General features: G+C 56.7%; 20 protein-coding genes and 2 tRNA genes. 14 read left to right on the top strand and 8 right to left on the bottom strand.

Going from position 1 to position 21,126, the window contains the following annotated elements:
* Positions 1–25: 25 nt before the first annotated feature.
* On the bottom strand, positions 26–1,417 hold the full coding sequence (locus AC2FIC_RS12435) for a divergent polysaccharide deacetylase family protein (protein ID WP_496870178.1): 1,392 nt from the start codon (positions 1,415–1,417) through the stop codon (positions 26–28).
* A gap of 193 nt (positions 1,418–1,610) precedes the next feature.
* Between AC2FIC_RS12435 and AC2FIC_RS12430 the strand changes: the two genes are divergently transcribed.
* From AC2FIC_RS12430 to lexA, 6 genes are all read left to right on the top strand, one after another.
* The gene (locus AC2FIC_RS12430; protein ID WP_142633613.1) at positions 1,611–2,192 is read left to right on the top strand and encodes an anthranilate synthase component II; all 582 of its coding nucleotides are present in this window, start codon (positions 1,611–1,613) and stop codon (positions 2,190–2,192) included.
* Positions 2,189–3,208 carry an anthranilate phosphoribosyltransferase gene (trpD, locus tag AC2FIC_RS12425; RefSeq protein ID WP_496691189.1) on the top strand — a complete coding sequence of 340 codons (1,020 nt, stop codon included), beginning with the start codon at positions 2,189–2,191 and terminating at the stop codon, positions 3,206–3,208. Before AC2FIC_RS12430 ends, trpD begins: the two co-directional genes overlap by 4 nt.
* A complete protein-coding gene (trpC, locus tag AC2FIC_RS12420; protein WP_282021215.1) occupies positions 3,205–4,017 on the top strand; it encodes an indole-3-glycerol phosphate synthase TrpC in 813 nt (270 codons plus the stop codon). The genes trpD and trpC overlap by 4 nt, the downstream gene beginning before the upstream one ends.
* Positions 4,017–4,490 (top strand): cyclic pyranopterin monophosphate synthase MoaC, encoded by a 474-nt coding sequence (gene moaC / locus AC2FIC_RS12415; protein WP_282021214.1) that lies wholly within the window; start codon positions 4,017–4,019, stop codon positions 4,488–4,490. The genes trpC and moaC overlap by 1 nt, the downstream gene beginning before the upstream one ends.
* Positions 4,487–5,659 carry a molybdopterin molybdotransferase MoeA gene (locus tag AC2FIC_RS12410; protein WP_496691188.1) on the top strand — a complete coding sequence of 391 codons (1,173 nt, stop codon included), beginning with the start codon at positions 4,487–4,489 and terminating at the stop codon, positions 5,657–5,659. The genes moaC and AC2FIC_RS12410 overlap by 4 nt, the downstream gene beginning before the upstream one ends.
* A gap of 77 nt (positions 5,660–5,736) precedes the next feature.
* Entirely contained in the window at positions 5,737–6,435 is a 699-nt protein-coding gene (lexA, locus tag AC2FIC_RS12405) for a transcriptional repressor LexA (protein WP_281972042.1), read from the top strand.
* A 3-nt stretch (positions 6,436–6,438) separates the two neighbouring features.
* On the opposite strand, the gene AC2FIC_RS12400 is transcribed toward lexA, so the two are convergent.
* Positions 6,439–8,454, bottom strand: coding sequence for a ComEC/Rec2 family competence protein (locus AC2FIC_RS12400; protein ID WP_496691187.1), 2,016 nt, complete (start codon positions 8,452–8,454; stop codon positions 6,439–6,441).
* Positions 8,455–8,532: 78 nt separating this feature from the next.
* Between AC2FIC_RS12400 and gltX the strand changes: the two genes are divergently transcribed.
* Positions 8,533–9,933 carry a glutamate--tRNA ligase gene (gltX, locus tag AC2FIC_RS12395; protein WP_496688195.1) on the top strand — a complete coding sequence of 467 codons (1,401 nt, stop codon included), beginning with the start codon at positions 8,533–8,535 and terminating at the stop codon, positions 9,931–9,933.
* A gap of 121 nt (positions 9,934–10,054) precedes the next feature.
* Positions 10,055–11,350, top strand: a complete 1,296-nt coding sequence (gltA, locus tag AC2FIC_RS12390) for a citrate synthase (protein ID WP_142633596.1) — start codon at positions 10,055–10,057, stop codon at positions 11,348–11,350.
* 53 nt (positions 11,351–11,403) lie between these two features.
* Here gltA and AC2FIC_RS12385 read toward each other — a convergent pair whose 3' ends face one another.
* Positions 11,404–12,489: a PA0069 family radical SAM protein gene (locus AC2FIC_RS12385; protein WP_496691186.1), complete on the bottom strand. Its 1,086-nt coding sequence runs from the start codon at positions 12,487–12,489 to the stop codon at positions 11,404–11,406.
* 280 nt (positions 12,490–12,769) lie between these two features.
* On the opposite strand from AC2FIC_RS12385, the gene AC2FIC_RS12380 reads away from it, so the two are divergent.
* Together AC2FIC_RS12380 and AC2FIC_RS12375 are read left to right on the top strand one after the other, a co-directional pair.
* Positions 12,770–13,468 (top strand): corrinoid protein, encoded by a 699-nt coding sequence (locus AC2FIC_RS12380; protein WP_271947279.1) that lies wholly within the window; start codon positions 12,770–12,772, stop codon positions 13,466–13,468.
* A gap of 154 nt (positions 13,469–13,622) precedes the next feature.
* Positions 13,623–14,285, top strand: coding sequence for a DUF1638 domain-containing protein (locus tag AC2FIC_RS12375; RefSeq protein WP_496691185.1), 663 nt, complete (start codon positions 13,623–13,625; stop codon positions 14,283–14,285).
* On the opposite strand, the gene AC2FIC_RS12370 is transcribed toward AC2FIC_RS12375, so the two are convergent.
* Positions 14,282–14,692 (bottom strand): SufE family protein, encoded by a 411-nt coding sequence (locus AC2FIC_RS12370; protein WP_496691184.1) that lies wholly within the window; start codon positions 14,690–14,692, stop codon positions 14,282–14,284. The genes AC2FIC_RS12375 and AC2FIC_RS12370 overlap by 4 nt on opposite strands.
* A 139-nt stretch (positions 14,693–14,831) precedes the next feature.
* Between AC2FIC_RS12370 and AC2FIC_RS12365 the strand changes: the two genes are divergently transcribed.
* Positions 14,832–15,356 carry a hypothetical protein gene (locus AC2FIC_RS12365; protein ID WP_496870177.1) on the top strand — a complete coding sequence of 175 codons (525 nt, stop codon included), beginning with the start codon at positions 14,832–14,834 and terminating at the stop codon, positions 15,354–15,356.
* Between the two features lie 6 nt (positions 15,357–15,362).
* On the opposite strand, the gene rnd is transcribed toward AC2FIC_RS12365, so the two are convergent.
* From rnd to purM, 3 genes are all read right to left on the bottom strand, one after another.
* Entirely contained in the window at positions 15,363–16,520 is a 1,158-nt protein-coding gene (rnd, locus tag AC2FIC_RS12360; protein ID WP_496691182.1) for a ribonuclease D, read from the bottom strand.
* Positions 16,521–16,633: 113 nt separating this feature from the next.
* Positions 16,634–17,230 carry a phosphoribosylglycinamide formyltransferase gene (gene purN, locus AC2FIC_RS12355; RefSeq protein WP_496691181.1) on the bottom strand — a complete coding sequence of 199 codons (597 nt, stop codon included), beginning with the start codon at positions 17,228–17,230 and terminating at the stop codon, positions 16,634–16,636.
* A complete protein-coding gene (gene purM, locus AC2FIC_RS12350; protein WP_282021209.1) occupies positions 17,227–18,273 on the bottom strand; it encodes a phosphoribosylformylglycinamidine cyclo-ligase in 1,047 nt (348 codons plus the stop codon). Before purM ends, purN begins: the two co-directional genes overlap by 4 nt.
* Before the next feature lie 107 nt (positions 18,274–18,380).
* On the opposite strand from purM, the gene AC2FIC_RS12345 reads away from it, so the two are divergent.
* Positions 18,381–18,457: transfer RNA gene (locus AC2FIC_RS12345), tRNA-Ile, on the top strand.
* A 245-nt stretch (positions 18,458–18,702) separates the two neighbouring features.
* On the opposite strand, the gene AC2FIC_RS12340 is transcribed toward AC2FIC_RS12345, so the two are convergent.
* A complete protein-coding gene (locus AC2FIC_RS12340; protein WP_496691180.1) occupies positions 18,703–20,022 on the bottom strand; it encodes an ATP-binding protein in 1,320 nt (439 codons plus the stop codon).
* Between the two features lie 44 nt (positions 20,023–20,066).
* On the opposite strand from AC2FIC_RS12340, the gene AC2FIC_RS12335 reads away from it, so the two are divergent.
* Positions 20,067–20,981: an MBL fold metallo-hydrolase gene (locus AC2FIC_RS12335; protein WP_496708495.1), complete on the top strand. Its 915-nt coding sequence runs from the start codon at positions 20,067–20,069 to the stop codon at positions 20,979–20,981.
* 88 nt (positions 20,982–21,069) lie between these two features.
* Positions 21,070–21,126: transfer RNA gene (locus tag AC2FIC_RS12330), tRNA-Asn, on the top strand.

Genomic DNA, 21,126 nt, shown 5'->3' with positions numbered 1-21,126 from the left:
GTTTCGGGGAAGGAAGTGATCGGGCTTATTGTGCCCCTTGCATCATCACTGCCGAAATAGGCGCCATTGCTACGCGGCCTCCGCGATCTTCCAGACCCCAAAGCAGCAAGGCCGATATGGTATCCGGGCGCAACCGGCCCAACATGACAACAGTGCCTTCCTGCCCGGCCCGGAACGCAGCCTGGTCCAGGAAACGTCGCATGATTTTTGCATCCTGCCGCGCGCCGTCGATATCCCTGAAAATTACCGCAGACGGAATTCCATTACGGGAGGCCAACTTCTGAACCGTGTTGAGCCCGTTATCCTGAGTGATCAGTCCTCGACCCGTTCCACCGGCGATGGCGGCGACCTGATCCGCCAGTTTCCGGTTACCCTGGATGCCGGATCCATCACCTTCAAGAATTCCTACCGTTTCGGGCAACGCTTCAAGCCACACCGAAAGCGATACCTCAGCATCCTGTGCGCTGGCCGCCTTGGGCAGGTCAGCAGTGACCATCACTTCGAACCCGGCCGCCCGATGTCGAGCCATTTTCTCAGCTGCATCGGGGTCTGATGGGCGCACCGCAAACGTAAGCGGATATGGGAAATCCTGAAGCGCCTCGGCGCCATATGCACCCTCATCGTCAATCAGAATGATCGACATGAGGGGTTTGGAATCCGGATTGTCAAACTTCTCTGCGAAGGCCTCGATCGGTTTACCTACAGGAACCTCTTCCTGCGGATCTTGGGCTGCTTCATCATCTCGTTCAGTCAAAGGCACTACACGACGCCCGATAGTGGTATTTCCCGACGTGTTGTCCTCTGCGCCGATCTGCGGAACCGAGGCGATACGCGGTAGCGGCTGACTGGGCAGCGTGTCCTCGTCCCCTTCCACTGCGATTGGGTTATCCTCCGGATTCACCTCCAGCTCGATTGATTCCGAAGGCGAGACTTCGGGCAAGGGCTCGGCAAGAGCAACCTGATCAGCCGGTGGCTCAGGGGCATCTTCTTCGGCATCTGGGCTGAGGTCGGCAAGCGGCGCAGGCTGAACGGGGACAGGCATTCGCGGAACGACCGGGGCCTCACTCGAGATGCTTACGGAATCCGCCTCGCTCGGCGTCGGCGCTTCGACCGGAACGCTTACGTCATTCACTACCGGCTGGCTGTCCGGGGCGTTCTCAGCTTCGGATAAACCCGCCAGAGAATCCTCTTCTTCGACTTCATTCTCGGGCGTCTGCGCAGGGAGTTTGAGCAGATCGGCATCTGCACCCGCCTCAGCGACAACCTCGGAGCTCTCCGACGTCTGCATCGGTGCAGGTTCTGGTGCGACTGTCGCTATGGACGGCTTTTTCGACAGCGGCGCGTTGAGCGATAAGACTGCCCCCAGCACCACTACGACAACTGCGCCTGCGATCATTCCGCCGACAAATCCGCCCATAATATTTGCCTCTCGCCTTAGTCCTGCTGCCTTGCCCTTGCACCATCTGTTGTGGCACCTGCCTGCAGGACCGCCAAGTTCGGGATGCACCCTTGACGCTGCCCCACAAGCCTGAGCATGTATGTGCCAACACTATACCGTGGCCTTGGGTTGCATCGCCAGCCCGAAATGACCAACACGAGACAAGAGCCAAATGCTGCTGCTGATCGACAACTACGACTCATTTACCTACAACCTCGTACATTATTTAGGCGAACTTGGCTCGGAAATGGTCATTCGAAGGAATGACGCGCTGGACGTGCAAGAAGCGATGGCCATGAACCCCGCTGGCATCCTGCTCAGCCCTGGCCCTTGCGACCCTGACCGGGCAGGCATTTGCCTTGCCCTGACCGAGGCAGCCGCCGAAACACGGACGCCTTTGTTGGGTGTCTGCCTTGGCCATCAGACCATAGGTCAGGTTTTCGGTGGAAAAGTCACGCGTTGCCATGAGATTGTGCATGGCAAAATGGGAACAATGCACCACACCGGTAAAGGTGTGTTCGCGGGCCTGCCCACGCCGTTTGAGGCGACGCGCTATCATTCGCTGATTGTAGACCGCGATACCCTGCCCGATTGCCTGGAGATTACGGCGGAATTGGAAGATGGCACCATAATGGGCCTCCAGCACCGCGAACTGCCCATTCATGGCGTACAGTTCCACCCGGAATCCATCGCTTCCGAGCACGGCCACGCGTTGCTCAAGAATTTCCTGTCCGAGATGAAAGTTCCCGCATGAGCGACGCCCTGAAACCGCTGATCGGAGTTGCCGCCGACCGCCCCCTGACACGCGCCGAAGCGGAAGAAGCCTTTGGGATCCTGTTTGACGGCGCCGCAACACCCAGCCAGATCGGCGGGCTTTTGATGGCTATGCGCACACGCGGTGAGACCGTCGATGAATATGCCGCCGCCGCTGCCGTGATGCGTGCAAAATGCAATGCAGTTCAGGCACCAGCTGGCGCGATGGATATCGTAGGCACCGGCGGTGACGGCAAGGGAACGCTGAATATCTCGACCGCGACCGCCTTTGTGGTTGCGGGTGCCGGTGTCACCGTGGCCAAACACGGCAACCGGAACCTGAGTTCTAAATCCGGAGCCGCAGATGCGCTAGGTCAGCTGGGTATCAACGTTATGGTCGGCCCGCAAACCGTTGAAAATGCACTGCAAGATGTCGGCATCGGATTCATGATGGCCCCCATGCATCACCCGGCGATTGCGCATGTCATGCCCACCCGGCAAGAGCTCGGGACACGGACGATCTTTAACATTCTCGGTCCGCTGACCAATCCGGCAGGCGTCAAGCGGCAGTTGACCGGAGCCTTTTGCCGAGAGTTGATCCGCCCGATGGCCGAAACGTTGGGCCTGCTTGGGTCCGAACGCGCATGGCTGGTGCACGGATCGGACGGCACAGACGAATTGACCATCACGGGTATCAGTTGGATTGCGGCCCTCGAAGACGGCACAATTAAAGAGGTCGAGCTTCACCCAGAAGATGCAGGGCTGCCGGTACATCCCTTCGAGGACATTCTCGGCGGAACCCCCGAGGAAAACGCAGTAGCCTTCCGAGCTCTTCTAGACGGTGAGGCCTCCGCCTATCGCGATGCAGTATTGTTGAATGCCGCAGCAGCCCTGGTCGTCGCAGAGGCCGCTGCTGATCTGCGCGAAGGTGTCGCAAAAGCCGCTGAAAGTATCGACAGCGGAAAAGCCAAAGACAAGATCGCGGCCCTGGCCCGCATTACTCAGGAGGCCGCATGACCGAAACGGTTCTGGACAAAATCAAAGCTTACAAGCTCGAAGAGGTCGCTTCGGACAAGGCCAATAAGTCTCTGGAAGCTGTTGAAAACGAAGCAAGATCAGCCTCTGAACCGCGCGGATTCGCATCGGCGTTGCAAATGGCTGTACGTAGCGGGTACGGGCTGATTGCAGAAGTCAAAAAAGCCAGCCCCTCCAAAGGTCTGATCCGCGCTGACTTTGATCCACCAGCACTTGCACAAGCTTACGAAGAAGGCGGCGCTGCCTGCCTTTCCGTGTTGACCGACACGCCCAGCTTTCAGGGTGCCAAAGAGTTTCTGGTTCAGGCACGCGCAGCCTGTTCTTTGCCGGTTCTACGCAAAGATTTCATGTACGATCCCTATCAGGTGGCCGAAGCCCGCGCTCTTGGGGCGGATTGTATTTTGATCATCATGGCATCGGTTGATGACAGCCAGGCGGCTGAGTTGGAACAGACCGCCTTTGACTGGGGCATGGACGTTCTGATTGAAGTTCATGATGAAGCCGAGCTGGAACGAGCAACGCAGCTCAAAAGCCCGTTGATTGGGATAAACAACCGTAATCTCAAGACCTTCGAGACCACTCTTGATACGACACGCCGCCTGTCAAAACTAGTTCCCGCTGACCGGACCATCGTTTGCGAAAGCGGGTTGAGCACACCAGCAGACTTGGCCGATATCGCCCGTTACGGTGCGCGTTGTTTTCTAATTGGCGAGAGCCTGATGCGTCAGGAAGACGTCGCAGCAGCGACACACGATCTGCTGTCGCGTCCGCTCAGCCCGGGTGTGATGTGATGCCGCTGACTCACTTCGATGCCCAGGGACAGGCTCATATGGTCGATGTGTCGAACAAGCCCATCACGGATCGTGTCGCCGTCGCAGCGGCTCGTATCACGATGGCACAAGATACGTTCGACTTGATCGCAGAAGGTCGCGCCAAAAAAGGTGACGTCTTGGGGGTGGCACGTCTGGCCGGTATCATGGGGGCAAAGAAGACACCCGATCTGATCCCGCTATGTCACCCACTGCCAGTGACCAAAGTTACCGTAGACCTGACACTGGACCCAGAATTACCCGGCATACAGGTACAAGCAACCGTCAAGACATCTGGTCAAACCGGCGTGGAAATGGAGGCGCTGACAGCGGCCTCAACTGCCGCACTGACCATATACGACATGGCCAAAGCCGTCGATAAGGCAATGGAAATTGGCGGCATTCGCGTCTTGCTAAAAGATGGTGGTAAGTCAGGCCGTTACGAGGCGAAATGATAACCGTTGAAAGCGCCCGGGCGCAGCTATTCGATCTTGTAAACACCCTCCCCTCAGAGACGGCTCCCTTGATGGATGCGGCGGGTAGAGTACTGGCCGAGAATGTAGCAGCCACACGCGATCAGCCGCCATTCGCTTCGTCTTCTATGGATGGCTACGCGGTAAAGTCGACCGAGGTCGAGCTGCACGCCATGTTCAAAGTCATTGGCGAGGCTGCGGCCGGTCGGCGATTTGACGGTCAGGTTGGACCCGGACAGGCGGTTCGAATCTTCACTGGCGCCCCTATTCCTGAAGGTGCAGATTTTGTTGTCATTCAAGAGGATGTTGATCGCCGAGGTGACCTAATCACCATTTCTGATCTGCCGGGCCCTAAATCCAACATTCGTCCAAAAGGCGTCGATTTCGAAATTGGCGCCAAGATTACGGCTCCACGTCGTTTGAGCCCCGAGGATCTGGCGCTTTTGGCGGCGATGAATATCCCCATGGTGCCGGTTGCACGTAAACCCGTGGTCGCGCTGATCGCAACCGGGGATGAATTGATCATGCCCGGCGAAACACCGGGACCGGATCAGATAATCGCCTCAAACACCTTTGGTATCAAAGCCTTGCTAGAGGATGTTGGAGCGCATGTGCGGGTTCTGCCCATCGCCTCTGACACGGTTTCGTCCCTCGAGACCGCCTTTGCCCTAGCAGCCGACGTTGATTTGGTGGTTACGATCGGCGGTGCCTCGGTTGGGGATTATGATCTTGTCTCTCAGGTCACCACCGCACTGGGGTTGGAGCGGAGTTTTTACAAAATCCGCATGCGCCCCGGCAAACCGCTGATGGCCGGTCGCTTGGGCGATAGCGTGATGGTTGGACTTCCGGGTAATCCGGTCAGCGCAATGGTTTGCAGCTATCTGTTTCTTGCCCCGATGATCCGTAAGATGCTGGGCCTGGAACAGTTTCTGACCCCGCTTCAAAGCGCCAATTTAACTAAGGCTATCCCAGCGAATGGGCCGCGCGAGCATTACATGCGCGCTATCGTGACTGGTGATGGAATTAAAGCCTGCCAAAACCAGGACAGTTCGCTGCTCAGCGTGCTTGCCGAAGCAAACGCGCTTTTGGTTCGGCAACCGAATGATCCGGCGCACCAGGCCGGTGACAAAGTGATGTTCCTCCCGATCTGAGTCCCTACAAGATCATTGACACAAAACGTGAACATGCGTAGAACAAAAGAAAACGCATGAGCGACGAGGTGTGAGCAATGCTGACCAAGAAGCAGTTGGATTTGTTGGAGTTCATCCATAAACGCGTTCAGGCGGATGGCGTCCCCCCAAGTTTCGATGAAATGAAAGCTGCGCTGGACCTGCGGTCCAAATCCGGCATCCATCGGTTGATCACAGCGCTTGAAGAACGCGGCTTTATCCGTCGTCTGGCCCATCGTGCCCGTGCCATCGAAATCGTCAAACTTCCTGAAAGCCTGGGAGGAGAGCCAACAGTCGCTTTCAAACCCCGTGTTATCGAAGGTGACAAGCCCGAAGGCAGACGCCCCGCGAATTTCGAACCAGTGACCGTAGACGCAATGGAATTGCCGGTCATGGGACGCATCGCAGCAGGTGTTCCGATCGAGGCGATCAGCCATGTGTCGCACCGCGTTGCCGTCCCCGGAAGCATGGTTTCCGGCAGAGGCGAGCACTACGCACTTGAAGTACGCGGCGATTCGATGATTGACGCTGGCATCAACGACGGCGATGTGGTCGTCATCCGCGAAACCTCCGCGGCTGATAATGGCGATATCGTTGTCGCGCTGGTCGAAGATCAGGAAGCAACGCTCAAACGGTTCTATCGGAGAGGTCAGGCGATAGCGCTTGAGGCTGCCAACCCGGCCTATGAAACGCGTGTACTGCCCGAAGATAAGGTCAAGGTTCAGGGCCGTTTGGTTGGGCTGATCCGAAGCTATTGATCTTTAGTTGTCTGGCGACCACAGCCTTTTGCCTATGACTTGGGCACTGGTCATTACGTTTCCACCGGACAGTGCAATACTTCCTGTCTTGTTCAACAACTCGGGATCAATCACCATACAGGTGCCGGACAGCTGGACCGGAACAGCAGAGATGACGATTTGGTCATCTCCACATTCGCTGAATTCGCGCGCAGATCGTTTGCCAGTGAGGTGAATCAGCTCTTTGCCCTGCCAGAAATATCTTTGCGACAAATCTTTCCCATCGGGCCAGCGATTTGCGGCAGTTTTCTGGCTCGCGCCGTCTCCGTCGTTTTCAAGCCATACGGTTGCAATAAATTTGCTGCCCTTTTCCTTGCTCAGCGCGCGCCCCTGATCAGTCATCACACCAACTAACCCACCGGAGTCTGCGACCAAAACTTCCGGACGGTTACCCTGCCCCCAAAGCGCAATCGCCACCATGCAAGGTGCGACGCCGACCCACCTTGCCCCACCGCGCCACAAGGCGATCCAGAGCGCGCCCAATGCAAATATGGGCAAGACGTAGGACGGTGGACTGACCACATAACCTTGCGCACCTTCCAGTCTCGAGATCCAGTCTGAAACCGCCAGAATCCATTCCAACCCTGCCCCCATGACCGCCAGCCCAATCCACTCAAGCCCGAATGGCGCCAGGATTGCGGCAATAACGGCCGCAGGAACCACGACGGTTCCCATCACCGGGACCGACAGCATATTCGCAACCAGCCCATAGTGAGACAGTGAATTGAAATGCACCGCCCCAATCGGTGCGGTGGCAAGCCCCGCTATGGCAGATGACATCAACACCCCGATAATGGGCCGTAGCCATTTTGGCCCGAAAGCAGAACCGAAACCGCGTAAGGCTCCGAAAACGGCCACCAGTGCCGTTGTTGCAGCAAAGGACATCTGAAAACCGGGACTTAACAGAGATTCTGGTCGCAACGACAGCACGATAAGGGCAGCGACGGCCACCGCGCGTAGCGAAATTGACCTTCTGTCGATCAAAATGGCCCCCAGCATTACGCTGACCATGATAAAGGCCCGCTCTGTTGCGACATTCCCGCCAGACAGCAATAGATAAACAACCGCCGCGACCAAGGCGCAAACCGCTGCAATCTTGCGGACCGGAAGTCTAAGAGCGAGCACCGGGACAGCAGACAGCGTGACCCTGCAGATCAGATAAACAAAACCTGTCAGCAACCCCATATGCAATCCGGATATCGCCAACAGATGAGCCAGATTAGATGCCCGTAGATTGTTCAGCGTTTCCTGCCCCATTCCGCTGCGATCACCCGTCGTGACAGCCGCGGCGAAACCTCCGACCTCTCCAGGCAGCAATGCGCGCACATGTTCAGAAATCGCCATCCTCCACGCCGTGATGCGGAGATTGGTCCTGTCCGGCGGGGCAACCGACAACACCGGTACGCGCGTGTATCCGACCGCCCCTAAACGCTGAAACCATGCGTGGCGACGGAAATCGAAACCGCCGGGCTCTACCGGCCCCTGAGGCGGCGACAGATGACCTGTTGTCATGATCCTTTGCCCAGGAACCAGCGCGACATCCCCACCATGCAGGGAAAGTCGGACGCGCCGCGGTCGTCGATCCAAGGGCACGTCCCCTAATCGCACCCGATCGAGCGTCACCCGCAGCGCATCCGACGCAGAGCGGTCTATGGCGACAACACGTCCCTCGACCGGGCCATAGTACCGCCAAGACAGAACCGGCTCTGCCACCGTATGGGCACGTGCGCCGGCCAGGATAAACCCGGCAGCGATCAGCGTCCCCCCGATTGCCAACGAAGCCCAGCCAGACCGCGATTTGCGGGCCATCCCCATAGCCGCAACAATCACCGCGCTGAAACAAACGTAAATCTGCCACCCCGGCTCGAACCGGAGCGCGAAATACAGGCCGATGCCAATGGCCAAGCACACTGGTGACCACTGAAACAAATAGCCTGTCTGGTTCAGCAATGCGGTCTCGACCCGTGCCAGAACACGCATGGTTGCCCCCGTCCTTCGGGCTCGTTAGACAGGCGCCAAGTTAAGCCCGACACGGTTACCAAAAGGTTAATCCACACTATGTCCGATCAGGTCGTCACCCGTTTTGCACCTTCACCCACTGGTTTTCTTCACATCGGCGGCGCGCGCACTGCATTGTTCAACTGGCTCTTTGCTCGGGGACGTGGTGGCAAGTTCTTATTGCGGATTGAAGACACGGACCGCGAACGCTCAACCCCAGAGGCTACTGCAGCAATTCTTCAGGGGATGTCCTGGTTGGGCCTGGACCATGATGGCGATGTGATCAGCCAATTCGAAGGCGCCCCGCGTCATGCTGAAGTGGCACATCAGCTGCTGGCGGACGGCAAAGCCTACAAATGTTTTTCGACCCAGGACGAGATCACAGCCTTTCGCGAACAGGCGCGTGCAGAGGGAAAATCGACACTGTTCCAGAGCCCCTGGCGCGACGCTGACCCTTCGACCCAACCTGACGCCCCATATGCGATCCGCATAAAGGCACCGCGGGACGGGGTCACCGTGATCCGCGATCAGGTTCAGGGCGACGTGACAATCCGCAACGATCAGTTGGACGACATGATCCTGCTGCGCTCGGACGGAACACCGGTTTATATGCTGGCGGTTGTTGTGGATGATCACGACATGGGTGTGACCCATGTTATCCGGGGCGACGATCACCTGAATAATGCCGCACGCCAGATGATGATCTATGAAGCCATGGGTTGGGATGTTCCGGTCTGGGCACATATTCCGCTGATTCATGGCCCGGACGGCAAGAAACTATCCAAACGTCACGGAGCTTTGGGTGCCCAAGAATATCAGGCGATGGGGTACCCGGCCGCGGGTATGCGCAACTATCTAGCCCGTCTCGGCTGGAGCCATGGGGATGACGAATTCTTTACTGATGAGCAGGCGAAAGAGTGGTTCGATCTGGCTGGAATCGGTAAAAGCCCTGCACGGTTCGATCTGAAAAAGCTCGAGAATCTATGTGGTCAGCATATTCCAATCACTGGCGATGCCGCGTTGCGGCAGGAAATTCAGGGATACCTGGCGGCGGCGGGACTGCCCGCTCTCACCAATGCACAATCAGGTGATCTGGAACGTGCGATGTATTGCCTCAAGGATCGGGCACGCACATTCCCGGAACTCCTTGAAAAAGCGCATTTTGTGCTGACGTCACGCCCGATCAAACCTGATGAGAAGGCTGCAAAGGCGCTGTCCTCTGTATCCGACGGTATACTGAGTGAATTGACGCCGCACGTGCAAAATGCTAGCTGGACCCGGAACGAACTGGAGAGTGCCCTGAACTCGTTTGCAGAAGCGAAAGGGCTAAAGTTTGGCAAGCTGGCAGGGCCATTGCGCGCTGCATTGGCTGGTCGGGCTGTAACGCCTTCGGTTTTTGATATGATGCTTGTGCTTGGGCGGGATGAAACCCTGGCACGGCTCTCCGACGCAGCGACATAACCAAAGGTTTCACATTTGGGTAACGCTGCTCCGCTAACACCCGGGCTGCGCCCCTGTGCGCAACCGTTGCCCGCCGAAACGGACGACGATCCGTTTCACGTATGAATGAGGAAGGGACATTATGACCGACAGCAATAAATCAGCCACTTTGACCGTACATGGTAAAACATACGAGTTGCCGGTTCATTCGCCTACCGTGGGACCTGATGTCATCGACATCCGCAAGCTGTACAGCGAAGCGGATGTGTTCACCTATGACCCCGGCTTCACCTCGACAGCCAGCTGCGACAGCACCATCACCTATATCGACGGCGAAAAAGGTGAACTGTTGCACCGTGGCTATCCGATCGACCAGTTGGCCGAGAAATCGCATTTCCTCGAAGTGTGCTACCTGCTGCTTTACGGAGAGCTGCCGGCGGCCAAGGAACTGGAAAAGTTTGAAACCACGATCACCCGCCACACCATGCTGCACGAACAGATGCAATATTTCTATCGTGGCTTCCGCCGTGATGCGCATCCGATGGCGATCATGGTTGGTGTCGTGGGCGCGATGTCTGCGTTCTATCACGATTCGACCGATGTTTCGGACCCGCATCAGCGTGAGGTCGCATCCCATCGTCTGATCGCCAAGATGCCGACCATCGCTGCCTGGGCTTACAAGTATCACACCGGTCAGCCCTTCGTGTACCCGCGCAACGATCTGGATTATGCGTCAAACTTCCTGCGCATGTGCTTCAGCGTCCCTGCCGAAGAATATGAGGTGAACCCAATCCTCAGCCGCGCGATGGACCGCATCTTTACTCTGCACGCGGATCACGAACAGAATGCCTCGACTTCGACAGTGCGTCTGGCCTCGTCCTCGGGGGCGAACCCGTTTGCGTGTATTGCCGCTGGTATCGCGTGTCTTTGGGGCCCTGCCCATGGCGGCGCAAACCAGGCCTGCCTTGAAATGCTGGAAGAAATTGGCACGGTTGACCGTATCCCGGAATTTATCGCCCGCGCCAAAGACAAGGCTGATCCGTTCCGCCTGATGGGCTTTGGTCACCGCGTCTATAAGAACTTTGACCCGCGCGCCAAGGTTATGAAGCAATCCGCCGACGAAGTGTTGGATCTGCTGGGGATTGAGGACAATCCCAAGCTGCAAGTCGCCAAGGCGCTGGAAAAACAGGCACTGGAAGATCCGTATTTCTCCGAAAAGAAACTGTTCCCGAACGTGGACTTCTATTCAGGGATCATCCTCGAGGCGATGGGTTTCCCGACGTCGATGTTCACCCCGATTTTCGCACTGTCGCGCACCGTTGGCTGGGTCAGTCAGTGGAAAGAGATGATCGCAGATCCACAGAACAAAATCGGCCGCCCGCGCCAGCTCTATCTGGGCGAAACCAGTCGCGATTACGTGGACATCGAAAAACGCTGATTTCGATCCCCAACAAACCAAACAGCCCCGGACCAGAATCCGGGGCTGATTTGTTAGAACAGCGTCAACTGGTCCCCGGCTTGGGGCGGGATATCGAACAAATCGCACCGCAGCTTCGGGGTGCGCGTTGCAAGGCCCAGTCGCTTTACAGCCAGTGAAAACCGTTTAGCCACCATCTCGGCATATTCGCCCTCACCGCGCATTCGGTGGCCCCAACGCGGATCATAGTCCCTGCCCCCGTGCATTTGCCGAAGCTTGGACATGACTTTTTCGGCGCGCGTTGGCTCTTGCTCTTGCAGCCAGGTTTGCCAAAGTTCCGAAACTTCGCGCGGCAACCGCAGCATAATCCAGCTTGCTGCATCCGCCCCGGCATCCCTGCCCGCCTCTAACAGGCTTTCCATCTCATGATCTGTCAAACCGGGAATTGAAGGAGAGGTCATGACCCGCACCGGAACCCCCGCTTCGGTCAGCCTGCGAATGATTTTCAGGCGCCGATTTGGCGCGGGCGCCCGTGGCTCCATTCGGCGCGATAAATCCGCATCCAACGTGGTCAGAGATATCCCGACCCGAACCAAACCCTGTTCCGCCATCTGTGCGAGCAGATCGAGGTCACGTTCGATCAGTGCCCCCTTGGTCACAATCGCAACCGGATGGCGAAACTCTGTAAGCACCGACAAACAAGACCTTGTGATTCCCAGGTTTTTTTCAACTGGCTGATAAGGGTCGGTATTGGTTCCAATCGCAATCGGCGCAACACTGTAACCTTTCGCAGAAAGCTCTTTGCGAAGAAGCTCGGCCGCATTGGGTCGGGCAATCAAGCGCGTCTCAAAATCCAGCCCCGGCGACAGACCCAGATAGGCGTGGCTGGGCCGTGCAAAGCAATAGATGCAGCCGTGCTCGCACCCCCGATAGGGGTTGATTGAGCGATCAAATGGCAAGTCGGGGGAGCGGTTATAAGTGATTATGCTGCGTGCCGTCTCGTGCCTGACTTCAGTCCGCAACGGAGGAAGATCGTCATCATACCCCCAGCCGTCATCGCAGGGGATTGTGTCAAACCGTTCGAATCTGCCTGCCGTATTTTCCGTGGCTGCTCGCCCCTTGGCAATGGCCGAAGGAAGGTTTGTTCTACTTTTGTTCATGCTATTTGGTATATGGAATATCGACCGGTCCGGCAAGCGGCACATTTACCTTGCTGAGGCATCATCAGAACCCCAATCAGGCCCTGAACAATTGGTGCATTTGAACGAATTGCAGGATGTTCATGTGTAAAATGACGTCGAGATAACGACAAATTTGGCCTATAGGTCGGTCTCGGAACTGCCAAGGTCGCAATCGTCACAGTAGTATTACGGCGAAATGGCCAAAACGGAAAAAATGCCACCACGGGCGCAAGGCCCGAACAGCTCAGGGAAACGCCCCATGTCCGATGAAGAAGACATCGTCCTGTCCGAACTGAACGACGACGAACTGGTCGAACAGATGTTCGATGACCTTTACGACGGTCTGAAAGAAGAAATCGAAGAAGGTGTGAACATCCTGCTGGAGCGCGGATGGACACCTTATGACATCCTGACCAAGGCACTGGTCGGCGGCATGACGGTTGTGGGCCACGACTTCCGTGACGGCATTCTGTTCGTACCCGAGGTCTTGCTGGCCGCAAACGCAATGAAGGGCGGCATGTTTATCCTCAAGCCGCTGCTGGCCGAAACCGGCGCACCGCGCGTTGGTAAAATGGTGATCGGCACTGTTAAAGGCGACATTCACGACATTGGCAAAAACCTGGTGTCAATGATGATGGAAGGCGCCGGATTCGAGGTTGTTGATATCGGCATCAACAACCCCGTCGAAAACTATCTGGAAGCGCTTGATACCGAACAGCCCGATATTCTGGGCATGTCGGCCCTGCTGACGACGACCATGCCATATATGAAAGTCGTGATCGACACACTGATCGAACAGGGTCGGCGCGACGACTATATCGTGCTGGTTGGCGGTGCGCCTTTGAACGAAGAGTTCGGCAAGGCGATCGGTGCTGATGCCTATTGCCGTGACGCGGCCGTAGCTGTTGAGACGGCAAAGGATTTTGTCTCGCGCAAGCACAATCAGCTGGCGGGTTGATCGACATCTAAACCATTTCAGGGCCGTCCGGTTTTCGGGCGGCCTTTTTCATTTATTCACCCTACCCTGATCCGAAGCCGACATTATGTGTCGAATACGGGCTTGCCAGCCACCGAATAAGCCGATTTTCTAGATAACGAGAAAGAGGCGCGAAATGACTCAGGACCAACTTCCCGACGACGCCAGCCTGACAACGCAGGGCTATTCAGACCATCACGGCGCAGGGCGAATTCTGTTATTGGCCTGCGGTGCGCTGGCGCGGGAAATCCTGGACCTAAAGCGTCGTAATGGCTGGGATCATATGGAACTGACCTGCTTGCCCGCCATCTTGCACATCCACCCGGAACGGATCACGCAGGCGGTGGAAGAGGCCGTTGCCAAACACCGCGACCAATACGATAAAGTTTATGTCGTCTACGCAGATTGCGGCACCGGTGGCCTGTTGCAGAAAGCCTGCGGGGAGATGGGCGTGGAGATGATTAAAGGGCCCCACTGCTATTCTTTCTTCGAGGGGAACCAGGTCTTTGAAAATCGCGGCGAGGATGAAACTACAGCGTTCTACCTAACAGATTTTCTGGCACGTCAATTCGATGCCTTCGTCTGGAAGCCGCTGGGGCTGGATCGGCACCCCGAGCTTAGGGAAATGTATTTCGGCAACTACACGAAACTGGTTTATCAGGCACAGACTGATGATGCGGTTCTGACCGAACGGGCCAAGGAGTGCGCAGACCGAATGGGCCTGGCTTTCGAGCGCCGTTTTACCGGTTATGGTGATCTGCAATCCACGCTGAGCGACTGGGCCAACCGCCCGCTTTAGGCGGCCTCTATCGCGACCTCGCGGATACGGTCGATCATCGCCCTCAAACCGTTAGATCGTTGCGCGGAAAGATGATCGTTTAACCCCAGCCGCGCCAGTTCGCCTCCTGCGTCAACCTGCGGGACTTCTTGAACCGGCAGGCCGTTATATAGGGATCGCAGAACCGCAATCAGCCCCCTCACGATCAGAGCATCACTGTCGCCCTCAAAATGAAAGGTCCCTCCCTCGACACTGGGATGCAGCCAGACCTGGCTGGCGCAACCATGGACTTTGGTTGCAGGCACCTTCAACGCATCATCCAATGGCGCCATCGCTTTCCCCTGCTCGATGACATGGCGGTACCGGTCTTCCCAGTCCTCCAGGAATTCGAAATCTTCGACGATTTCTTCAAAAGCAGGTGTCGCCATCTCGGGGCTGTCCTCTCATTGGGTTCACATTTTTGAACTATGATCCTGACCAGCATCTGTCCAGCCCCCCACGTGGCTTTTCAAACCCGGAAAAGTGCGATAACTCATTGCCATATAGACTGCTCTGGGTGTTGTGACGATGAAGAAATCACTGTCTGTTCTTTTGGCTGCTGCCTTGACCCTGTCGGCTTGCAGCGCTTGGCGTGATTCTCGGGTCAACCCGACAAACTGGTTTGGGTCCAGTACTCCGGCACCCTCTGAAGTCTCGGTGAATGATGCCAATGCACTGGTTCCTCAACAAGCCGAAGGTGTTGGCATATTTTCAAAGCCGGAAGCCGTGGACATGAGCTTCCCGATCGCCAAAATCGAAGAACTGCGGATCGATCCAATTCCGAATGGAGCTATCGTTTACACGACTGGGATTGCTGCAAGGCAAGGCGCCTATAATGCGCGGCTTGTTCGTGTTGAAAGCGAAGAGAATGCAAAAAACGGCATTCTCGAATTCACGTTCCGTGTCGACTACCCGTCATATGCGACAAGCCAGGGGACCGAACGGTCCCGAAGGGTATCCAATGCAACCAATATCAGCCGAGACGAGCTTGAAAACATTCGGCTGGTCCGCGTCAAAGGGGAACAAAATGCCCTGGAATCCCGCCGCAGATAATTCCTGCTAAAGCTCTACGACCGTGACGGTCTGCCCTTTAGCTGCCAGGGCGATTTTGCCATCGCACAGTTTCAGAGCATCTTCGCCGAATACCTCGAACCGCCAACCGGACATTGCAGGTAATTCCCGTTCACCGGCTGCGATCTGATCCAGTTCGGAACTGGTAGCAATCAGTTTGGCAGCCACGCCCGAGCTTTCCGTTTTTGATTTCAGCAGCACCCGCAATAGGTCGGCAAGCGCAGGATTTACCTTCAACTTGTCACGGCTGGTATCAATCTTGGGCAATTTTTCTGGTGGGCAATTAACACCCTTTTTGACAGCGGCCAGAATCCCATCCGCAATGACCCCTTTGCGGGCCTCGCGCAGCAGCAGGCGCGATCCACCCAAATCTGAGAAAGATTTCGGCTTGGTCGATGCCAGTTCGATCAGCGCGTCGTCTTTGAACACCCGGCTGCGCGGTACGTTGTTTTCCTGCGCATAGGCTTCGCGGAACTCGGCCAACTCGCGAACAACAGCCAAAAACTTGGCCGAGTTCGTCCGGGTTTTGATACGCTTCCACGCATTTTCGGGCTGGATCTCATAGGTGCCGGATTGCGTCAGCGTGCGCAGCTCTTCGGCGACCCAATGGCTGCGCTTGGTTTTCGTCAACTCGGCCGACAGATACTCATAGATTTTCCGCAGATGCGTTACATCCGCCAGCGCATAGGTCTTTTGCGCCTCGGACAGTGGGCGGCGTGACCAGTCGGTGAATCGAGAGGTCTTGTCCACGCCTTCCTTACAAATCTTGCGCACCAGGGTTTCATAACCAACCTGCTCGCCGAATCCGCAGACCATGGCGGCGACCTGCGTGTCGAACAGAGGGTTGGGGAACACACCCGCCTCAACCCAGAAAATCTCAAGATCCTGACGGGCTGCGTGAAATACTTTGACCACGCTTTCATCGGCGAAGAGCTCGTACAAAGGCTCCAGAGTCATCCCTTCGGCCAACGGGTCGACCAAAACGGCGCTGTCTTCGTCGGGCGACGGGACCGCCAGTTGAAGCAGGCAAAGTTTTGAATAGTAGGTCCGTTCGCGCAGGAACTCGGTATCTACGGTTACGTAATCAAAGGCCGCAGCCGCTTTGCAGAAATCGGCCAGCTCTTGCGTCGTCGTGAGGGTTTTCATTCGTGGTGCTATTCTTGCTTTTGTTTTTAATCACCCGTCAGTCCTACACGTTTCCGGGCCGTCGGGCGAACCATAGGCCGAATGGCAACCGCGTGTAAATCACCCCGCGGGATTCACGGCAAAAGCACCGGCGTGCGGTCATTTCCGGCAAAGCGGCGCAATACGGCCGGATAAAGCCTGTGTTCGTAGGTCAGAACGCGCGCCGCCAAAGTCTCAGGAGTGTCTCCAGCCTCAATATTCAGGCGGGCTTGCCCCAAGATTGGGCCATCGTCCAGCGCTGCGGTCACTTCGTGAACCGAGCATCCATGCTCGATATCACCTGCTGCAATCGCACGGGCATGGGTGTTCAGACCCTTGTATTTTGGCAACAGTGACGGGTGGATGTTCAGCATCCGACCCTGAAAGCGCGAGACGAAATCACCGGTCAGCACCCGCATGAACCCAGCCAAACACACGATGTCCGGTTGTGCTTGCTCTAACGGTTTCAGCAGCTCGGCCTCAAAAGCTGCGCGGTCGCCCTTGAATGGCCGGTGATCTACGGCTGCCGTTGCAATTCCCCGATCAGCTGCCTTCTTCAGTCCCCCAGCCTCAGTATCGTTCGACAAGACCAAACAAGGTCTGGCCGGATGGTCACCGGTCATGCTGTCGACCAGAGCGACCATATTCGACCCCCCACCTGAGAGCAGAATGGCGACGCGCTTATGGCTCACAGCAATTTGCCCGAATAGGCCACTCCTGCGGTGTCGGTTACGGTGCCAATCCGCGAAACCGTCTCACCAGCTTGGGCCAGCAGTGCCGACAGGTCGTCGGCCTGCTCTGCGCCGCAAACCACGATCATGCCGATGCCGCAGTTGAAAGTCTTGAGCATCTCGGATTCAGCAATACCGCCGGTTTCTGCCATCCAGCGGAATACGGGGGGCAAATCCCAGGAGTTCAAGTCGATCTGGGCACCCAGCCCTTCGGGTAGCACCCGTGGCAGGTTTTCTGTCAGGCCACCGCCGGTGATATGGGCGAGCGCATGCACCCCGCCTGTCCGGATCGCCTGTAGCGCAGGTTTCACGTAAAGGCGCGTCGGGGTCAGCAGTGCCTCGCCCAGCGATCCATCCCCAAAGGGCGATGCCGCATCCCAACCCAGGCCCGAGATCTCGACCAGCTTGCGCACTAGCGAATAGCCATTGGAATGCACCCCGTTTGAGGCCAGCCCAAGCAACACGTCACCCTGTTGAACATCTGCAGGAAGGTGTGCGCCGCGCTCCATCGCACCGACTGAAAACCCGGCCAAATCGAAATCACCATCGGGATACATGCCCGGCATCTCGGCAGTTTCGCCGCCAATCAATGCGCAATCCGATTGAACGCAGCCTTCGGCAATGCCCTCAATGATCCGTGCGGCGGTCTCGGTATCCAGTTTGCCTGTGGCGAAATAGTCGAGGAAGAAAAGTGGCTCGGCCCCCTGACAGATCAGATCGTTGACGCACATGGCCACAAGATCGATACCGACGCCATCGACCAGGCCTGTATCAATCGCGATCCGCAACTTGGTGCCAACACCGTCGGTGGCGCCGACAAGAATCGGGTCCCGATAACCTGCATCCTTCAGGTCGAACAATGCGCCGAACCCGCCCAGCCCGCTCATCACGCCGGATCTGTTGGTCCGCTTGGCAGCAGGTTTTATCCGGTCGACCAGAGCATTCCCCGCATCAATATCAACGCCCGCATCCGCGTAGGTGATTCCGTTTTTGCCCGCTGTCATGGCCAACCTCTTTTGAATGGTTCCCGCGCGGGTTAGTCGATTGTTGGAGATGTTGCAACGGTCAGGCTTGACGCGGGCGTTCACCATGATAGGCAAAGCGCCTAGGCGGGCCTGTAGCTCAATTGGTTAGAGCAGAGCGCTCATAACGCTTTGGTTGGGGGTTCGAGTCCCTCCGGGCCTACCAAATTCCGCAAATTTTCCTTTAGAAACAACGATCGATCAGCCCGAAAATAGAGAGAGATGCTCCACGACCTAACAATAGGTTGCGAGGCAAGTGCCCCACGGTTTCAGGACATATCTTCGATTCCCGCCCGGGATATCCCGGTAACTTTTCAGGCGCTTGAATCAGTTTATCGGTCACTGAACATCCGACAATCCAAGATGAACTCACACCAGATTTGGCAGAGCAGAGGTCCGGTGCACGATGCTCTAGCGACCGATGATAATATCGGCACACAGACCGCCCAGATGTTCGCTTTTGCCCAATCGAAGCACGCCGCCATGGGCTCGGGCGACATCTGCCACAATGGCCAACCCCAGACCAACACCGCTGCCCCGATTCTGGTTGCGCGCAGGATCCAATCGCGAGAAAGGTTTGACCGCTTCGGTGCGCTGCTCGGGCGGAATACCCGGACCATCATCTTCGACGCGGATACGCAGCGATTTGGAGGAGACCGACAGGCTGATCTCAGCGCGATTTCCGTACCTGACCGCATTCCCGATCAAGTTCTCTACCGCGCGACGAATAGCCGTCGGGCGCAACATCGCGGTTCCTGCGCCATCAACCTTTACCAATTCGACCTTATGCCCTGCCCTGCACGCATCCTTGACGATCTGCCGAAGGAACCTCTCAGGGTCTACAGATTCCGGCGTCACCTCTGCCGCTCCTTTGGAAAAGTCCAAAAACGCGTCCAGTAATAGCTGCATTTCATCCACGTCCTGTTGCAATGGCGCTGCCTCATCTTCGGGCAACAAAGACAGCCCGAGCTTGAGACGCGTCAAAGGCGTTCGCAAATCGTGACTGACACCGGACAGCATCATGGTGCGCTGCTCCATCTGACGCTCAATCCGGGCGCGCATATCCAGAAACGCACTGCCAGCGGCCCGCACCTCGATCGCGCCGCCTGGCGAATAAGGAACAACCCGCCCGCGTCCGAACGCCTGTGCAGCCTCGGCCAGACGGGTGATCGGTCGTAGCTGGTTGCGCATGTACAAAAACGAAATGGTTGTCATGATGATCGCAAAGAACAAGACGGTCACAATCAACTGATGCGGCGCGGTTGGGGACAATCGCCGACGGTCGAAAGTTAGCTGCAATACACCCAAATCCGTCTGCAGATACAATCGAGCCTCCTGCCCGCTTGGCAAGGCGACCGCTACAAGATCGGGAAGCAAAGCGCGCAACTCGGATTCGACTTGAGGTGCAATGAAATCATACCAGCGGCGATTCCCGATGACTGGCGTTTCGTTTATCCCGAGAAACCGCAGTTTCATATCAAGCGCGGCCAGATCGGGCCGAAGTTCGGCCACCGCCTGTTGCTGCGTTTCAGAATGTTCTATCACATCCGTAACCAGCGTAACCTCACGCGATGCGGCACGAGTCATTTGCGCAGTGACATCTTCCAGGTGCTTTTGCAAAAAGGCGACACTGATCACCAGCAGCATCACCACCACCGGCAAAATGAGAATCAAAGCCGCCCGAGCGTACAGGCTGCGCGGCATATAAAGTTTGAGCCATTGCGTCGTCATGGGTTAAACCTAACGGGCTGTTCAGACGAGAGAAAGAGTGCAGAATGCAAGCACCGGACGATTTCAATCCAATGCCAGGTCGAGATGACGAGTTACAACCGGGCCTAAGGCGGATTCTCGCCCCCAACCCGTCTCCGATGACATATCGCGGCACCAATACATACTTGCTTGGCCAAACCGATCTTGCGGTGATTGACCCCGGCCCTGCCAATGCGGACCATCTGGATGCAATCCTAAACGCGGTTAAACCCGGACAACGGATCAGCCACATCATTGTCACACATTCTCATCTGGACCACTCTCCGCTTGCTGCACCGCTGGCCGAACGAACGCAAGCAAAGATCATTGCTTTTGGAGGCCCCGAAGCAGGCCGCAGTGAGGTGATGGCCGAATTGGCCAATCAGGGGCTCGCAGGCGGAGGTGAAGGGATCGACACGGCGTTCCGCCCGCATATCGAAGTCGAAGATGGTGATGTAATCGCCGCCGAAGGGTGGCAGTTGAATGTGATCCATACGCCTGGTCATCTTGGTAACCATATTGCGCTGGGTTGGGGGGATGTCTGCTTTACCGCCGATCATGTGATGGGTTGGGCCAGTTCATTGGTGTCACCACCTGATGGTGATCTGACCGATTTCATGGCGGCTTGCGAAAAGCTAGGACAACATAACTGGTCAGTATTCCACGCAGGGCATGGCGCACCGATTAACGACCCTGCCAAAAGGCTCGATTGGTTGATCACCCACCGGCGCGCCCGGGAAAAACAGATTCTGTCCGCATTGGAAACCAGGCCAGGAACCGCCCGGGAATTGGCCGAGCGAATCTATACCGAAACCCCCGCTGCCCTGTTGCCCGCTGCCGAACGGAATGTATTCGCCCATCTCGTTGATCTTACATGCCGATTTCTGATTGCACCGCAGTCAAAATTATCCGTCGGCGCGATCTTCGCCAGAACCCCATAGATGCCGAGGTAATTTTTTTTCCAAAACCGCGCTTCCCCTCTGGACGGCGAAATTTCGGGTTGCTATATGGCGCGAACCGTTCCGGCGTAGCTCAGCGGTAGAGCAGTTGACTGTTAATCAATTGGTCGTAGGTTCGATCCCTACC

It is taken from the genome of Ruegeria sp. CDSC079, assembly GCF_059610505.1.
Note: the sequence above shows the minus strand (reverse complement) of the source record. Positions and strands in the feature narration are given on the sequence as shown.

What these genes read in the sequence shown, in the direction of transcription:
- AC2FIC_RS12435 (WP_496870178.1), bottom strand. Translation starts at nt 1,417, where the DNA reads ATGGGCGGATTTGTCGGCGGAATGATCGCAGGCGCAGTTGTCGTAGTG.
- AC2FIC_RS12430 (WP_142633613.1), top strand. Translation starts at nt 1,611, where the DNA reads ATGCTGCTGCTGATCGACAACTACGACTCATTTACCTACAACCTCGTA.
- trpD (WP_496691189.1), top strand. Translation starts at nt 2,189, where the DNA reads ATGAGCGACGCCCTGAAACCGCTGATCGGAGTTGCCGCCGACCGCCCC.
- trpC (WP_282021215.1), top strand. Translation starts at nt 3,205, where the DNA reads ATGACCGAAACGGTTCTGGACAAAATCAAAGCTTACAAGCTCGAAGAG.
- moaC (WP_282021214.1), top strand. Translation starts at nt 4,017, where the DNA reads ATGCCGCTGACTCACTTCGATGCCCAGGGACAGGCTCATATGGTCGAT.
- AC2FIC_RS12410 (WP_496691188.1), top strand. Translation starts at nt 4,487, where the DNA reads ATGATAACCGTTGAAAGCGCCCGGGCGCAGCTATTCGATCTTGTAAAC.
- lexA (WP_281972042.1), top strand. Translation starts at nt 5,737, where the DNA reads ATGCTGACCAAGAAGCAGTTGGATTTGTTGGAGTTCATCCATAAACGC.
- AC2FIC_RS12400 (WP_496691187.1), bottom strand. Translation starts at nt 8,454, where the DNA reads ATGCGTGTTCTGGCACGGGTCGAGACCGCATTGCTGAACCAGACAGGC.
- gltX (WP_496688195.1), top strand. Translation starts at nt 8,533, where the DNA reads ATGTCCGATCAGGTCGTCACCCGTTTTGCACCTTCACCCACTGGTTTT.
- gltA (WP_142633596.1), top strand. Translation starts at nt 10,055, where the DNA reads ATGACCGACAGCAATAAATCAGCCACTTTGACCGTACATGGTAAAACA.
- AC2FIC_RS12385 (WP_496691186.1), bottom strand. Translation starts at nt 12,489, where the DNA reads ATGAACAAAAGTAGAACAAACCTTCCTTCGGCCATTGCCAAGGGGCGA.
- AC2FIC_RS12380 (WP_271947279.1), top strand. Translation starts at nt 12,770, where the DNA reads ATGTCCGATGAAGAAGACATCGTCCTGTCCGAACTGAACGACGACGAA.
- AC2FIC_RS12375 (WP_496691185.1), top strand. Translation starts at nt 13,623, where the DNA reads ATGACTCAGGACCAACTTCCCGACGACGCCAGCCTGACAACGCAGGGC.
- AC2FIC_RS12370 (WP_496691184.1), bottom strand. Translation starts at nt 14,692, where the DNA reads ATGGCGACACCTGCTTTTGAAGAAATCGTCGAAGATTTCGAATTCCTG.
- AC2FIC_RS12365 (WP_496870177.1), top strand. Translation starts at nt 14,832, where the DNA reads ATGAAGAAATCACTGTCTGTTCTTTTGGCTGCTGCCTTGACCCTGTCG.
- rnd (WP_496691182.1), bottom strand. Translation starts at nt 16,520, where the DNA reads ATGAAAACCCTCACGACGACGCAAGAGCTGGCCGATTTCTGCAAAGCG.
- purM (WP_282021209.1), bottom strand. Translation starts at nt 18,273, where the DNA reads ATGACAGCGGGCAAAAACGGAATCACCTACGCGGATGCGGGCGTTGAT.
- AC2FIC_RS12340 (WP_496691180.1), bottom strand. Translation starts at nt 20,022, where the DNA reads ATGACGACGCAATGGCTCAAACTTTATATGCCGCGCAGCCTGTACGCT.
- AC2FIC_RS12335 (WP_496708495.1), top strand. Translation starts at nt 20,067, where the DNA reads ATGCAAGCACCGGACGATTTCAATCCAATGCCAGGTCGAGATGACGAG.